Annotated in this window: 16 protein-coding genes; 1 reads left to right on the top strand and 15 read right to left on the bottom strand. The window is 65.1% G+C overall.

The window, feature by feature from the left end; all coding sequences use genetic code 11:
- The 14 genes from SAS01S_RS19540 to SAS01S_RS19475 form a co-directional block, all read right to left on the bottom strand.
- Window positions 1-268 (bottom strand): biotin/lipoyl-containing protein (locus tag SAS01S_RS19540; RefSeq protein ID WP_304945411.1); only part of this gene is annotated, 268 nt, incomplete at its 3' end.
- 9 nt (window positions 269-277) lie between these two features.
- On the bottom strand, window positions 278-3,211 hold the full coding sequence (locus tag SAS01S_RS19535; RefSeq protein WP_066812551.1) for a 2-oxoglutarate dehydrogenase E1 component: 2,934 nt from the start codon (window positions 3,209-3,211) through the stop codon (window positions 278-280).
- A gap of 94 nt (window positions 3,212-3,305) precedes the next feature.
- Window positions 3,306-4,190, bottom strand: a complete 885-nt coding sequence (sucD, locus tag SAS01S_RS19530; protein WP_066812550.1) for a succinate--CoA ligase subunit alpha — start codon at window positions 4,188-4,190, stop codon at window positions 3,306-3,308.
- 2 nt (window positions 4,191-4,192) lie between these two features.
- Window positions 4,193-4,711, bottom strand: coding sequence for a hypothetical protein (locus SAS01S_RS19525; protein WP_066812549.1), 519 nt, complete (start codon window positions 4,709-4,711; stop codon window positions 4,193-4,195).
- Window positions 4,708-5,322, bottom strand: a complete 615-nt coding sequence (locus SAS01S_RS19520; RefSeq protein ID WP_066812548.1) for a hypothetical protein — start codon at window positions 5,320-5,322, stop codon at window positions 4,708-4,710. The genes SAS01S_RS19525 and SAS01S_RS19520 overlap by 4 nt, the downstream gene beginning before the upstream one ends.
- Window positions 5,319-6,281 carry a malate dehydrogenase gene (gene mdh, locus SAS01S_RS19515; RefSeq protein ID WP_066812547.1) on the bottom strand — a complete coding sequence of 321 codons (963 nt, stop codon included), beginning with the start codon at window positions 6,279-6,281 and terminating at the stop codon, window positions 5,319-5,321. Before mdh ends, SAS01S_RS19520 begins: the two co-directional genes overlap by 4 nt.
- 142 nt (window positions 6,282-6,423) lie before the next feature.
- The gene (locus SAS01S_RS19510) at window positions 6,424-6,702 is read right to left on the bottom strand and encodes a hypothetical protein (protein WP_066812546.1); all 279 of its coding nucleotides are present in this window, start codon (window positions 6,700-6,702) and stop codon (window positions 6,424-6,426) included.
- 1 nt (window position 6,703) lies between these two features.
- On the bottom strand, window positions 6,704-7,027 hold the full coding sequence (locus SAS01S_RS19505) for a YbjQ family protein (protein WP_066812545.1): 324 nt from the start codon (window positions 7,025-7,027) through the stop codon (window positions 6,704-6,706).
- Window positions 7,028-7,237: 210 nt separating this feature from the next.
- Entirely contained in the window at window positions 7,238-7,657 is a 420-nt protein-coding gene (locus SAS01S_RS19500; protein ID WP_066812544.1) for a hypothetical protein, read from the bottom strand.
- Window positions 7,657-8,415, bottom strand: a complete 759-nt coding sequence (locus SAS01S_RS19495) for an acyltransferase family protein (protein ID WP_169804988.1) — start codon at window positions 8,413-8,415, stop codon at window positions 7,657-7,659. Before SAS01S_RS19495 ends, SAS01S_RS19500 begins: the two co-directional genes overlap by 1 nt.
- A gap of 58 nt (window positions 8,416-8,473) precedes the next feature.
- Complete coding sequence (gene zapE, locus SAS01S_RS19490) at window positions 8,474-9,583, bottom strand: cell division protein ZapE (protein ID WP_439646849.1); 1,110 nt, start codon at window positions 9,581-9,583, stop codon at window positions 8,474-8,476.
- A gap of 37 nt (window positions 9,584-9,620) precedes the next feature.
- Window positions 9,621-10,127: a PaaI family thioesterase gene (locus tag SAS01S_RS19485; protein ID WP_245657019.1), complete on the bottom strand. Its 507-nt coding sequence runs from the start codon at window positions 10,125-10,127 to the stop codon at window positions 9,621-9,623.
- Window positions 10,120-10,905 (bottom strand): succinate dehydrogenase iron-sulfur subunit, encoded by a 786-nt coding sequence (locus tag SAS01S_RS19480; RefSeq protein ID WP_066812540.1) that lies wholly within the window; start codon window positions 10,903-10,905, stop codon window positions 10,120-10,122. Before SAS01S_RS19480 ends, SAS01S_RS19485 begins: the two co-directional genes overlap by 8 nt.
- Window positions 10,906-10,967: 62 nt before the next feature.
- Window positions 10,968-11,282 carry an ArsR/SmtB family transcription factor gene (locus tag SAS01S_RS19475; protein WP_066812552.1) on the bottom strand — a complete coding sequence of 105 codons (315 nt, stop codon included), beginning with the start codon at window positions 11,280-11,282 and terminating at the stop codon, window positions 10,968-10,970.
- A 131-nt stretch (window positions 11,283-11,413) separates the two neighbouring features.
- Between SAS01S_RS19475 and SAS01S_RS19470 the strand changes: the two genes are divergently transcribed.
- Complete coding sequence (locus SAS01S_RS19470; protein WP_066812539.1) at window positions 11,414-12,163, top strand: SDR family NAD(P)-dependent oxidoreductase; 750 nt, start codon at window positions 11,414-11,416, stop codon at window positions 12,161-12,163.
- Window positions 12,164-12,224: 61 nt separating this feature from the next.
- Here the strand turns inward: SAS01S_RS19470 and creD are convergent, their stop codons facing one another.
- Complete coding sequence (creD, locus tag SAS01S_RS19465; protein ID WP_066812538.1) at window positions 12,225-13,628, bottom strand: cell envelope integrity protein CreD; 1,404 nt, start codon at window positions 13,626-13,628, stop codon at window positions 12,225-12,227.
- Between the last annotated feature and the right edge of the window lie 165 nt (window positions 13,629-13,793).

Raw genomic sequence — 13,793 nt, 5'->3', positions numbered from 1 at the left:
GGGCGGGGGCCGGCGCAGCCGCGCCGGCACCGCCTGCCTCGATCGTCGCGAGCAGCGCACCGACCGCGACATTGTTGCCGACCGCGACTGCATGCTGGCCCATCACGCCGGCGACCGGCGACGGCACTTCGACCGCTACCTTGTCGGTTTCCAGGCTGACGATGGGCTCGTCGGCCTTCACCGGATCGCCTGGCTGCTTCAGCCATTCGCCGACGGTTGCCTCGACGATCGATTCGCCCAGCGTGGGGACGTTGACTTCGGTTGCCATGATCTTCCCTTAGCTTTTCCGCGTACGGCGAATTTCTTCGCGTACATTATGGCCGAGCGCGTCGGCGACGAGCGCGGCTTGTTCGGTCTGGTGGCGCTTGGCGAGCCCCGTCGCGGGCGAGGCCGAGGCGGCGCGGCCGGCGTAGCGCGCGCGCTTCACCTTGCACTTGGCGGCGGTCAGCGCTTCCTCGATCAGCGGCTCGACGAAGAACCAATAACCGTTGTTGCGCGGCTCTTCCTGCGCCCAGACGATCTCTTCGAGATTGGGCATCCGGCGGACGCGCTCGGCGAGCGGATCGCCCGGGAACGGATAGAGCTGCTCGACGCGGACGATCTGGGTGTTCTTGTCGCCCGCCGCGTCGCGCGCCTCGAACAGGTCATAGGCGACCTTGCCCGAGCACAGCACCAGCCGCTTGGTCTCGACATCCGGCGCCGCATCCGGATCCGACAACAGCCGGCGGAAGTGGCTGTCGCCCAGGAAGTCCTCCGCCTTCGACACCGCGCGCTTGTGGCGCAGCAGCGACTTGGGCGTGAAAATCACCAGCGGCTTGCGGAACGTCCGATGCATCTGGCGACGCAACAGATGGAAAATGTTGGCCGGCGTGGTGCAATTGGCGACCTGCATATTGTCGCCGGCGCACAGCTGGAGGAAGCGCTCGGGGCGCGCGGAGCTATGCTCGGGGCCCTGACCTTCGTAACCGTGCGGCAGCATCATCACCAGGCCGTTGGCGCGTAGCCACTTGGCCTCGCCCGACGCGATGAACTGGTCGATCATGATCTGCGCGCCATTGGCGAAATCGCCGAACTGCGCTTCCCAGATCACCAGCGTCTTGGGATCGGCGAGCGCATAGCCATATTCGAAGCCGAGCACGCCATATTCGCTGAGCGGCGAATCGAGCACTTCGAAATTGCCGTGCTCGACATTCCACAGCGGCACGTATTTGTGCTCGTCATTCTGGTCGACCCACACCGCGTGGCGCTGCGAGAAGGTACCGCGGCCCGAATCCTGGCCCGACAGGCGGACGCCATAGCCTTCCGACAGCAGCGAACCGAAGGCGAGCGCCTCGCCGGTCGCCCAGTCGAAATTCTCGCCCGTCTTGAACATCTCGCGCTTGGCGTCGATCACGCGGTTGAGCGCCTTGTGGACGGTGAGGTCCTCGGGGATCGTGGTCAGCGTGCGGCCCAGGCTGTCGAACAATTTGCGCTCGATGCCCGTCTCGACGTTGCGCCGCGCGGTCTCGGCATCGGCCGGGGCGTGCAGCCCCGACCAGCGGCCGGCGAACCAGTCCGCCTTGTTCGCCTTGTACGACGCGCCCGCCTCGAACTCGCCTTCGAGCAGCGTGTCGAACTGGTGCGTGATCGTGTCGATCCACGCCTGGTCGACCACACCCTCGGCGATCAGGCGCTTGCCATAGACTTCGCTGACCGACGGATGCTGGCGGATCGCCTTGTACATTAGCGGCTGGGTGAAGCTCGGCTCGTCGCCTTCGTTATGACCGAAGCGGCGATAGCACCACATGTCGATCACGATGTCGCGGTGGAATTTCTGGCGGAACTCGATCGCCATCTTGCAGGCGAAGGTCACCGCTTCGGGATCGTCGCCATTGACGTGGAAGATCGGCGCCTGGACGCCCTTCGCCACATCCGAGCAATAAGGCGACGAGCGTGCGAATTGCGGGCTGGTGGTGAAGCCGATCTGGTTGTTGATGACGAAGTGGATGCAGCCGCCGGTATTGTAACCACGGATGCCCGAGAAGCCGAGGCATTCCCACACGATGCCCTGGCCCGCCATCGCCGCGTCGCCATGGATCAGCACGGGGAGCGAATGGCTGTGCTCCTCAAGGTCGCCGGCCAATGTCTGGATCGCGCGGGTCTTGCCCAGCACGACCGGGTCCGCCGCCTCCAGGTGCGAGGGGTTGGCGACCAGCGACATATGGACCTTGATCCCGTCGAACTCGCGGTCGGTCGAGGTGCCGAGATGGTATTTGACGTCACCCGACCCGCCGACATCCTCGGGATTGGCCGAACCGCCGCCGAATTCGTGGAAGATGACGCGCAACGGCTTGGCCATGACATTGGCCAGCACATTGAGCCGGCCGCGATGCGCCATGCCATAGACGATCTCGTTGACGCCCATCGCGCCGCCATATTTGATCACGCTTTCCAGCGCGGGGATCATCGCCTCGCCGCCGTCGAGCCCGAAGCGCTTGGTGCCGACATATTTCTTGCCGAGAAAGCGTTCCCATTGCTCGGCTTCGATCACCTTGTTGAGGATCGCCTTCTTGCCGTCGACGGTGAACTGGATGGCCTTGTCCTTGCCCTCCATCCGGTCCTGCAGGAAGCGGCGCTCCTCGACATCGGCGATGTGCATATATTCCAGGCCGACATTGCCGCAATAATTGGCGCGCAATATGTCGACCAGCTCGCGGATCGTCGCCCATTGCAGGCCCATCGTCCCGCCCATGTAGACCGGGCGGTCGATATCGCTTTCGGAAAAGCCGTAATATTCGGTCTTGAGGTCGTCGGGCAGATCCTGGCGGATCAGGCCGAGCGGATCGAGCGTCGCCGCGAGGTGGCCGCGCACGCGATAGGTCCGGATCAGCAGCATCGCGCGGATCGAGTCGCTCGCCGCCTTGACGATATCGTCCTGGCTCGCCGGTTTGGCCGCCGGAGCCGGCGCGGGAGTGCCGCCGCGCGCGGGCTTGGGCGCGGGTTCCATCTGGGTCGGGTCGAGCGCCGCGGTCAGATCGTCGGTCGACGCCAGCGGCCAGGCGGGATTCGCCCAGCTCGCGGTCGACGGGCCATTCTCCAACCCCTCGAACCAGCCGCGCCACGATGGCTCGACTGACTCAGGTGATTCCTTGAACTTCCTGTACAGCGCTTCGACGAACGCAGGCGACACGCCGGAGGCGATGTCGCTGAAATCCAGACCTTCGTAGCCCATTGGCTTCACCTCGTCGCCCCGGCGAAGGCCGGGGCCGCTAAGTTATCGCAGGCCGCCAACGGCCCCGGCCTGCGCCGGGGCGACGGCCAAACATTCACCCCTTCAACACCTCGAGCAGCGTCTCGCCGAGCAGGCTCGGGCTGGCCGAGACCTTGATGCCCGCCGATTCCATCGCCGCGATCTTGTCCTCGGCGCCGCCCTGGCCGCCCGAGACGATCGCCCCGGCATGGCCCATGCGGCGGCCCGGAGGCGCGGTGCGGCCGGCGATGAAGCCGGCCATCGGCTTCTTGCGGCCGCGCTTGGCCTCGTCCTTCAGGAACTGCGCCGCTTCTTCTTCGGCCGATCCGCCAATCTCGCCGATCATGATGATCGACTTGGTCTCGTCATCGGCCAGGAACAGCTCGAGCACGTCGATGAAGTTGGTGCCGTTGACCGGGTCGCCGCCGATGCCGACCGCGGTGGTCTGGCCAAGCCCTGCATTCGAGGTCTGGAACACGGCTTCATAAGTAAGCGTGCCGGATCGGCTTACAACGCCGACCGAGCCCTTCTTGAAGATGCTGCCGGGCATGATGCCGATCTTGCACTCGCCCGGCGTCAGTACGCCTGGGCAGTTCGGGCCGATCAGCCGCGACTTGGAGCCCGACAAGGCGCGTTTGACCTTGACCATGTCGAGTACCGGAATGCCCTCGGTGATCGTCACGATCAGCGGCACCTCGGCGTCGATCGCCTCAAGGATCGAGTCTGCGGCGAAGGGCGGCGGCACGTAGATCACCGATGCGGTAGCGCCGGTCTTGCTGACCGCCTCGGCGACAGTGTCATAGACCGGCAGGCCGAGATGCTCGGCGCCGCCTTTGCCCGGCGTCACACCGCCGACCATCTGCGTGCCGTAATCGAGCGCTGCCTTAGTGTGGAAGCTCCCGGTTTCCCCGGTCATTCCCTGGGTGATGACCTTGGTGTTCTTGTCGACGAGGATGGACAACGTCAGTTTCCCTTCTTGGCGAATTTGCTGGCGCTATTGGCGAAAACCAGAATGATCTTGGGCGCCGCGCTGGACGTCTTTGGTGAAATGACCGGGATGAAGATCTCGCCATCGGGCAAGGTGATCGGCGTGGGTGTCTCTGCCGGCTGCACCCTCGCGCCGACGACGGTGCTGATCTGCGGGTAGAAAGTCGCGGGATCGAAGTCCGTCGCGGCCGTCGCCATGACGACGCAGCCGCCGTCCGTGCCGGTCTTGAAAGCGATCATCACGTTGTCGCGATGCACCACAATGCCGTCACTATCGACATTCACGCCCTTCTTCTGGTCGGGCGTGGCCGCCGTCCATCCGGCGAAGCGCGCGGTCTGGCCGGAAGGGTCGATCGTGGAGCCCAGGCAGGCCTCAGCCCCGGCGACGATCGTAGCCTGCGGCGCAGGTTGCAGGTCGGGACCGTCCGCCGCCGCCGCGGGCGCCGCGATGACGAGGCCTAGGGCGCCGAGCATCGCTGCTTTGCGGAGGTTCATTGTGTCACCGTGAATTGCTGCGATTTGATGGAGAGACCGAGCATCACCATCCGTGCCGGATCGGCGAGCGGAGAGGTGGCCGGCGTATAGGCGATCGTCAGCTTCGAGATCGGGCGGGCTAGGCCATTGTCCCACGAAGACATCGAGATCTGACCGGTATCGATCTTCTTGTCGGGCGCTCGCCCGGCCCAGGCCGTCAATGCGCCGTCATCGGGCATCGCCCGCGCGGTGAAGTCATATATCTGGCAGCCGGTGGCGGTTATCGTCTTGCCCGACGCGGCGATCGTCGCCGCATCGGTCGTCGCTTCGATATCCCGTCCGGCGACCGTCTTCCGAAAGGCCACGAAGGCCGATAGCTGCATTTTCGCGTCCTTGGGCGCGATCTGCGACGCCATGGCTTTGCCGTTCGCCAGGATCTTGCCAAGGTCGCTGCTGGGCGCTGGGATGAATTCCGCCCAGCCATTGTCGCGGGCGGCGGCGCGGATGGCGTCGATCGATGCCGGATTGCCGCACAGGCCCTTGAACGCGTCGACCACCGCTGCTGCGGGATAGGTCGACGGCGTCGCGCCGGCACTACCGGCGGCGAGTCCAAAGGCGAGCAGGGCGATCACGCCAGCGAGCTGTCGATGCCCTTGCAGGCGACCAGCAATTCCTTGACCGCGTCGACCGACACGCCGAGGTTCGCCTTGGCTTCGTCGTCCAGCGCGATCTCGACGATCTCCTCGACGCCACCCGCGCCGATGATCACCGGCACGCCGACATACAGGCCGTCGAGCCCGTATTTGCCGTCGACATAAGCGGCGCACGGCAGCAGGCGCTTCTGGTCGCCGAGATAGGCTTCGGCCATCGCGATGCCGCTGGTGGCTGGCGCATAATAAGCCGAGCCGGTGCCGAGCAGCGCGACGATCTCGCCGCCGCCGCCGCGGGTGCGCTTGACGATCGCGTCGATCCGCTCCTGCGTCGACTTGCCCATCTTGATCAGATCGGGGACCGGGATGCCGGCGACGGTCGAATATTGAACGACCGGGACCATCGTGTCGCCGTGGCCGCCGAGCACGAAGGTGGTAACGTCGCGCGCCGACACGCCGAACTCGTCGGCGATGAAATGGCTGAAGCGCGCCGAGTCGAGCACACCCGCCATGCCGACCACCTTGTTGTGCGGCAGGCCGGAGAATTCGCGCAGCGCCCAGACCATCGCGTCGAGCGGGTTGGTGATGCAGATGACGAACGCGTCGGGGGCGTTATTCTTGATGCCCTCGCCGACTGCCTTCATCACCTTGAGGTTGATGCCGAGCAGGTCGTCGCGGCTCATGCCCGGCTTGCGGGCGACGCCGGCGGTGACGATGATGACGTCGGCGCCTGCGATGTCCTTGTAATCGTTCGACCCGGTGATCTTCGCGTCGAAGCCCTGGATCGGGCCGCACTGACTGAGGTCGAGCGCCTTGCCCTGGGGCACGCCCTCGACGACGTCGAACAGGACGATGTCGCCCAATTCCTTCTGGGCGGCGAGATGGGCGAGCGTGCCGCCGATATTGCCGGCGCCGATCAGCGCGATCTTCTTGCGGGCCATGAGCACTCCTAAGCGCGAGTGGGCGCACCCCAGGGCGCGCGGGAACGCGACGGCGCTTAGGCGCTTGGCCGTCCCGAAGCAACCGCTAAACGGGAGGAATTAACATCCATTACTGCAATTCATTCGCAAGTGCAATAGTGCGTCAATCGTCGACATAGCGGCGCTCGCCGGTTGCCGCATTGAACCAGACGGTGATCGGCCGCCCGGTCGCTTCGTCGAGGAAGCGTTCGTTGGTCGGGCGCCAATTGGCGTCGAGCGGCGTGCTGGCGTTGCCGCGGTAATTGACGCGCTCGAACACGATCCCGGCGACGATGATCGCCGGGAAGATCAGCATCGGCCAGCCGGCGGCGTCGACCACGGTAACCCATAGCCCGACCGCCAGCCAGGCAAGGCCAAGCGCGAGGACGATGTTGCGCAACATGTCAGGGTGCCGGGTCGAGGATGACCGCCGTGCCGTAGGCGACGACCTCGTTCATCGCCTGTGCGATCTCGCCCGAGTCGAAGCGCATCATGACAACCGCATTGGCCCCCATCACCGTCGCATTCTGGATCATGCGGTCGATCGCGTGGCGCCGCGCATCCTCGACCAGCTTGGTATATTCGGGAATCTCGCCGCCGACGATCGAACGCAGGCTGGCGGTGAAGTTGCCGCCGATACCCCGGCTGCGGACGACGACGCCGAACACCTGGCCCAGGTTCCTGGCGACTTCATGGCCGGCGACGTTCTCGGTAGTGGTGACGATCACAGATTGCCTCCCGAATTGGCGGACCTAGCGATGATATCGTCGCCACGATGCCGTGGCGAGCGGTTACAGGCGATCTTAAGCGGTCCGCATGCAAGGAGCAGATGAGGAAAACCGGGCGAGGGCACGATCATCGCGGTCGACCTGCCGCGCTTCGTCGGCGCATTGCCGGTGCTCGGCTATCATTTCGGCGCCGCCTTCTTGCCGTGGCGGCTATGGGCTGGGGCGAGCCTCGATCTGCCGCTGCGCAATCGGACCATGATGCTCACCTTGCTGCCGCACAGCAGTTTCTTCGCGTACGTCGCCCTGACAGCGGCCGGTCCACGTCCGTCGCGACCATGTCGCCGGCGCGACGTCGATGGATCGAGCACCGGACCGGGGCCGGTCGCGCCGCCGCATGGCGGGGCGCTCGACCAGCACGTGCATCGAAGCTGCCATCGCGGTGGCCGCTGCGATCGAAAAACCGATGATAGCGGCGGGCGCAGTGAGTCCAGCACTCGCCGCGCTCGCCCGGACCACGGCGCCGATGCTCGCGTGCCAGATATAGAGCGGATAGGCGATCAGCCCCATCGCCGCGAGCCGCTCGGCTGGCCATGCGAATGCCGGCGCAACGCGACAATCGATCAACGCCATTATGAATGCGCCCGACGAAAGATAGGCGATCGTGAAACCGATGCCATGACGAAGCACACCGTGCCAGCCAGAGACAGAATTGCGAGGCCGCCAGTCGCGATCGCTAGGCAGACCCGCCGGCTTCCGGCGACCCGCGCGAACAGAGCGGGCCGATGAATCGCGGTCGACGCCATCAGCACACCGAACGCCAGCGAATCGAGCCGATAGGGCGTCTGCCACTGGAGATGGAGCAATGGCGCGCCGATCGCGATTGCGGCGAGCCGCAGCGCGAGGCTGGCGAGCATCACCGTCACGAGAATCCGTTCCACGTATCGATGCCCGCCCCGCCGCAGCAGAGGGGGCAGCACCAGCACGGCGACGAAATAGAAATGCTCCTCGACCGCCAGCGACCAGAGATGGCTCGGCGCATCGGTGCTGTAATTCTGGACATGGAGCAGGACGGGCCAGACCGCCGGCCAAGCTTGCGTGCCGCCCAATAGCAGCAGCGTCGCGAGATAGACGAACAGGACCGGCCAGAGCCGATGGATGCGCCGGAAGAAGAATCGCTGACGATTGAGGCCGGCCGGCGTGTCTGCTTCGGTCAGGATGATGCGGCCGACGAGAAAGCCGCTGAGGACGAAGAACAGATCGACGCCGATCCAGCCGACGGCGAAGACGGGCTGCAGCGCGGCGTCTAGTATCGGCACGCCTAGCGGCACGCGGAAATGGAACAGGAGGACAAGGAGGATCGCCGTCCCGCGGACGACGTCGAGCGTCAATTGCCTTTCCTGCGCCATCCCGCCGACCTAACGCGAGCCAGTTAAGATGATCCTGCCGTCATTCTACGCCGTGACCCTGCGCCAGATACTCGTCCGAGCGCATTTCTTCGAGCCGGCTGACGGTGCGCTCGAACTCGAAGCGGCCGTCGCCCGTGGGGTAGAGGTCGGCGGGTTTGGCATCGGCGGCGGCGAGCAATTTGACCTTGTTCTCATAGAGGGCGTCGATCAGCGAGACGAAGCGCGCCGCTTCGTTGCGATTGTTGGGCCCGAGCTTGGGGATGCCGACCAGGATCACGGTATGATAGTGCCGCGCGATCGCGAGATAATCCGCCGCGCCGCGCGCCTCCGCGCACAATCGCTTGAAGCTGAACACCGCGACGCCCTTGAGCGATTTGGGCACATGCAAGCTGCGTCCGCCCTGAACCGGGATGTCCTCGCTCGGCACGTGCGCGGCGTCTTCGGGCGGATAGTCGGTCAGGCGGAAGAACGCGGCCGACAATTCCTTGGTCACTTCGGGGCCGTTGGGCACCAGCCAGGTTTCCTGCTGTCCTAACCGGTCGCGGCGATAATCGACGGGCCCGTTCAGCGGCAGCACGTCGAGCCGCTGCCCAATCAGGTCAATGAAGGGCAGAAAATGCTCGCGGTTAAGCCCATTCTTGTAGAGGTCCTTGGGGGGGCGGTTCGAGGTGGTGACGACGGTTACGCCGGCTTCGATCAGCGCGGTGAACAGCCGCGATAGGATCATCGCGTCGGGCGAGTTGGTTACCATCATCTCGTCGAACGCCAGCAGCCGCGCTTCATCGGCCAGCGCGGCGGCGACGGGAGCGATCGGGTCGCCCGCCTCCTTCTTGCGCTCCTCGGCGATGCGCTGATGCACTTCGAGCATGAATTCGGAGAAATGGACGCGGCGTTTGCGGTTGATCGCCAGGCAGCCGAAGAACAGGTCCATCAGCATCGACTTGCCCCGCCCGACACCGCCCCACATATAGATGCCGCGCGGAGACTCCGGCTTGCGGCCGAGCGCCCGCCATAACACCGATCCGCGTTTGGGCTGGGCTTCTAGTTCCTGTTGGAGCCCGTCGAGGCGCCGGGCGGCGGCTTCCTGGTCTGGGTCAGCGCGCAATTCGCCGGCGGCGATCAGCGCGTGATATTGGTCGATGACTTTCAACACCCTCTCCGAGATGGGGAGAGGGAGAACGAGCGCGTCATTGGGTGTCCACCATGCCTGGCGGCGGGCTAGATTTGCGCAACGTGCCGGTGAAGCTGGCAATCGTCGGGACGCCTTCCTGGACGATTAGCCCGCGCAGAAACAGCATGCGGCTGGTTTCGCGCAGCAATTCGATATGCGCCTCGAGCGGCTCGCCGATCATGCCGCCGCCGATGAATTGCGCCGACAGGTCGAGTGTCACCGCACCCCCTGCGCTCAGGCATCCGAAGGCGCGGCTGGCGGCGAATAGCGACACGTCCATGAAGCCGAGTAGCGCGCCGCCATGGACATTGTCGCGCATGTTGGAATGGTCGTGGCGCGGCATCATGCGGACCCGCGCGATACCGCCCTCCAGTTTCACCTGGAGCGGTTCGAGAAACGAATTGAAACGAGACGAGTCGCGGAACTGCCAGCGCTTCCAGCCCGGCAGATCGGGATCGTTGTCGTAGAGGAAGAGCGGGCTCGGCGCGTCGGTCACATCTGGTCCGGCAGGTGTGTCAGACAATCCGCTCGGCTTCCATCTTCTTGATCTCGGCGATCGCCTTGGCGGGATTGAGCCCCTTGGGACAGGCGTTGGCGCAATTCATGATCGTGTGGCAGCGATAGAGGCGGAACGGATCCTCGAGCTGGTCGAGCCGGTCGCCGGTCATCTCGTCGCGGCTGTCGGCGAGCCAGCGATACGCCTGGAGCAGGATCGCCGGGCCGAGGAACTTGTCGCTGTTCCACCAATAGCTCGGGCAACTGGTCGAGCAGCAGGCGCACAAGATGCATTCGTACAGCCCGTCGAGCTTCTCGCGATCCTGCGGGCTTTGCAGCCGTTCCTTGCCCGCGGGCGCCGGGGTGACGGTCTGCAGCCACGGCTTGATCGAAGCATATTGCGCGTAGAAATGGGTGAAGTCGGGGACCAGGTCCTTGATCACTTCCATGTGCGGCAGCGGGGTGATCGTGACTTCCGACTTGCAGTCCTCGATCGCGGTCGTGCAGGCGAGGCCATTCTTGCCGTCCATGTTCATCGAGCACGACCCGCAAATCCCCTCGCGGCACGAGCGGCGGAAAGTCAGCGACGAATCCTGCTCGGACTTCATCTTGATCAGGGCGTCGAGCACCATCGGTCCGCAGGTGTCGAGATCGACCTCGAAAATGTCGTAGCGCGGATTCTCGCCGGTGTCCGGATCGTAACGATAGATTTTGAAACGCCGGATATTGGTGGCGCCTTCGGGTGCCTTGTGGACCGTGCCGTTCTTGCGGATCTTACTGTTCTTCGGCAGGCTGAACTCGGCCATTGCGTGTCCCTATCGCGGTGCTGCGGTGCGGCTATGCCTTTCGGCTGCGGAGTGCAACCCCGTCAAACCGCGTTGTTGGCAAGTATCGCATCGAGCAGGCCGGGAAAGCGCTGGTCGAACTCGGTGCGGCGCAGCACGTTGATCATCTCGCGGCCCGATTGCGTGGTTTCGATCAATCCGGCGGCGCGCAGCGTCTTCAAATGGTTGGACAGCGTGCTTTTGGGAACCGGTGCGTCGCACGGCGCTGCGTTCGAACAGCTCAGCCCCGCCGCCGCGGCCAGCCGCGCGACAATCGCCAGACGGTTGGAATCGGCCAGCGCGTGAAGCGCCAGATCGAGCGGCACGTCCTCCAGTCGGGGATGGGTAAAGCGGGGCATGCGATGAATATAGGAAAGGTTCATTATTTTCATAGTTCGGGAATATTGAACTATCGAACCGAGCTTCCCAGATCGCGGTTCGCCGGCAGCGCACGATGTCGTGATCGCGGGCAGATATTCGGAGAAGACTCATGTCCCGCAGCAACATTCTCGACGGTAAGAAGGCATTGGTGACGGGTGGATCGCGCGGAATCGGATCGGCGATCGCCAAGCGGCTGGCCGCCGACGGCGCGGAGGTCGCGATCACTTATGCCGGCAACAAGGCCGCCGCCGACGCGACCGTCGCGGCCATCGAGCAGGCGGGCGGCAAGGCAGTGGCGATCCAGGCCGATGCCGCCGACGATGCGTCGCAGCGCGCCGGGATCGACGCGGCGGCCAGCGCGCTGGGCGGGATCGATATCCTGGTCCACAATGCCGGCGTCGCCGAATTCTTCGAGGTCGATCAGGACACCGACGAATCGTTCGCCCACCAGTTCGGGGTGAACGTCCGCGGCCTGCACGTGGGGACGCGCGCGGCCCTGCCGCATATCCCCGATGGCGGGCGGATCATTCTGATCGGGTCGATCGCCGGCGAGACGGCGGCATTTCCGGGCATCGCGACCTACGGCGCGACCAAGGCGGCGGTGGCCGGGCTGGGGCGCGGCTGGGCGAGGGATCTCGCCGCCCGCAAGATCCTGGTCAACGTCATCCAGCCCGGGCCGATCGCCACCGACCTGGCGCCAAGCGAAGGGCCGGTCTACGATCTGCTGATCTCCCAGGTCCCGCTCGGCCGCTTCGGCGAGGCTGAGGAAATCGCCGGAGCCGCCGCTTTCCTGGCGGGGCCGGATGCATCCTACATCACCGGCACGACGCTGACGATCGACGGCGGCACAACGATCTGAGGCGGAGCGGAGAACAGGAAAGGCCCCTCCCGGACAGGGAGGGGCTTTTATATGTTTGGGCTTATACCGGAACCGGCGGCGCGACCCGTCCCCAATCGATGTTGCGGGTGAGGAACATCACCGCCGCCAGGGCCGCGAAGAGCAGGAGCGATCCGATCAGCAGCGAATAGGCCTCGAGACTAAGCAGGATGTAGAGCACCGCGTAGAGCGCCACGAGCAGGCCGAGAATGAAGCCGGCGCGCCGGCGGCTCTTGAGCACCGCTGCCGAATAGGCCGTCAGCAAGCCGACGATCGCGCCCGCCGCGACCAGATAGGCTAGGGTGAAGCCGACGACTTCCGCGAACGCCAGCAGCATCACGAAGAAGAGGATCAGGCCGGCGCCGACCAGCAAATACTCGACCGTCGCGACTCGCACCCCGCCGACCACATCGAACATCAGGAACGCCATGAAGGTGAAGCCGATGAACAGGAAGCCGTATTTCACCGAGCGATTGACCTGGTCGTACAGGTCGACCGGCGTGACCAGGTCGACCTGCGCGGTCATCGCCTGCGGGCCGGCGGCGGCCGCGCGCTCGACCGATGCTGAGCCGGGCGATGCCGGGACGACCGGCGCGGCGGCCGTGTCACCGGTATCGACCAATGTCCGTCCGAGCGCGAGATTGCCGACGCGATAGGTCGCGGTGAATCCATTGGCCCCGACATGGCGATCGGTCGGCAGGAAGCCGCCCTGGAAGCTGGGATTGGGCCAGGGCGAAGTGATCGTCCAGCGCGTGTCGCCGGCGCGGGGGACCAGTGCCAGCGACGCGTTGCCGCACAGGTCGAAGGCGAAATCGGCGATCATCGGCTTGGTCGTGAGCGCGGTGGCGTCGAGCCAGGTGTAGAAGCCGGCGCCGTTGGTTTCGCCGGGCCCCTTGCCGGGCTGCAGCGATCGCGCAACGCCGTCGATCGTGACCTTGGGCGGCGCGCCGTAGAGACCACGCGGATCGGATACGCCGAAGCGCAGTTCGGCGCGATCGAGCTGAAGTTTGTCGGCGGCGACGCCGTAGCGCTGCAGATCGGCAGGCAAGGCGAATCGCGCCCGCCCGGCGGTATGCGCGCCATAGACGACCGCCTCATAGATCGACCGCTTGCGAACCTCTGGCGCGATCTTGGTCGCGATGTCGGCGGTTTCGGGTGAAAGGACCAGTTCGCGCATCTCGATGCCGGTCTTGGTCACCTGCTTGCCGTCGACCGTTTCGGTGGTCGTCGTCTGCGCCTGATAGGGAATGGCCAGCAGCGGTCCGATCAGCGTCTGCGGTCCGCCCCAACCCTGCGCGATCGAGCTGCGCGCGGTGTCGGACTGATGCTGGCGATCATAGACCAGGAGGTAGATCGCGAAGAGCGGGATGGTCAGCATCATGGCGATGACGATCGCCAGGATGAGCTTCAATCCGGGGGATCTCTGAAAGGCGGTATCGGGCTGCATGCGCGTGCTCCGTCGACGAACCGTGCCAATTCATAGACGAAACGAGTGGGGCGTCAAGCTGGATGCGTGGCACGACATCCTTCGCCGCCCCAGCGGCCCCCATCACCCAGCGAAAGCTGGGGTCTCAAGCGGCGGCGCAATGCGGCTTGAGATCCCCTAAGTTCA

The organism is Sphingomonas asaccharolytica NBRC 15499 (assembly GCF_001598355.1).
GTDB classification, from domain to species: domain Bacteria; phylum Pseudomonadota; class Alphaproteobacteria; order Sphingomonadales; family Sphingomonadaceae; genus Sphingomonas; species Sphingomonas asaccharolytica.
The sequence above is the reverse complement of the archived record's forward strand: the minus strand, read 5'-3'. Positions and strand labels throughout refer to the sequence as shown.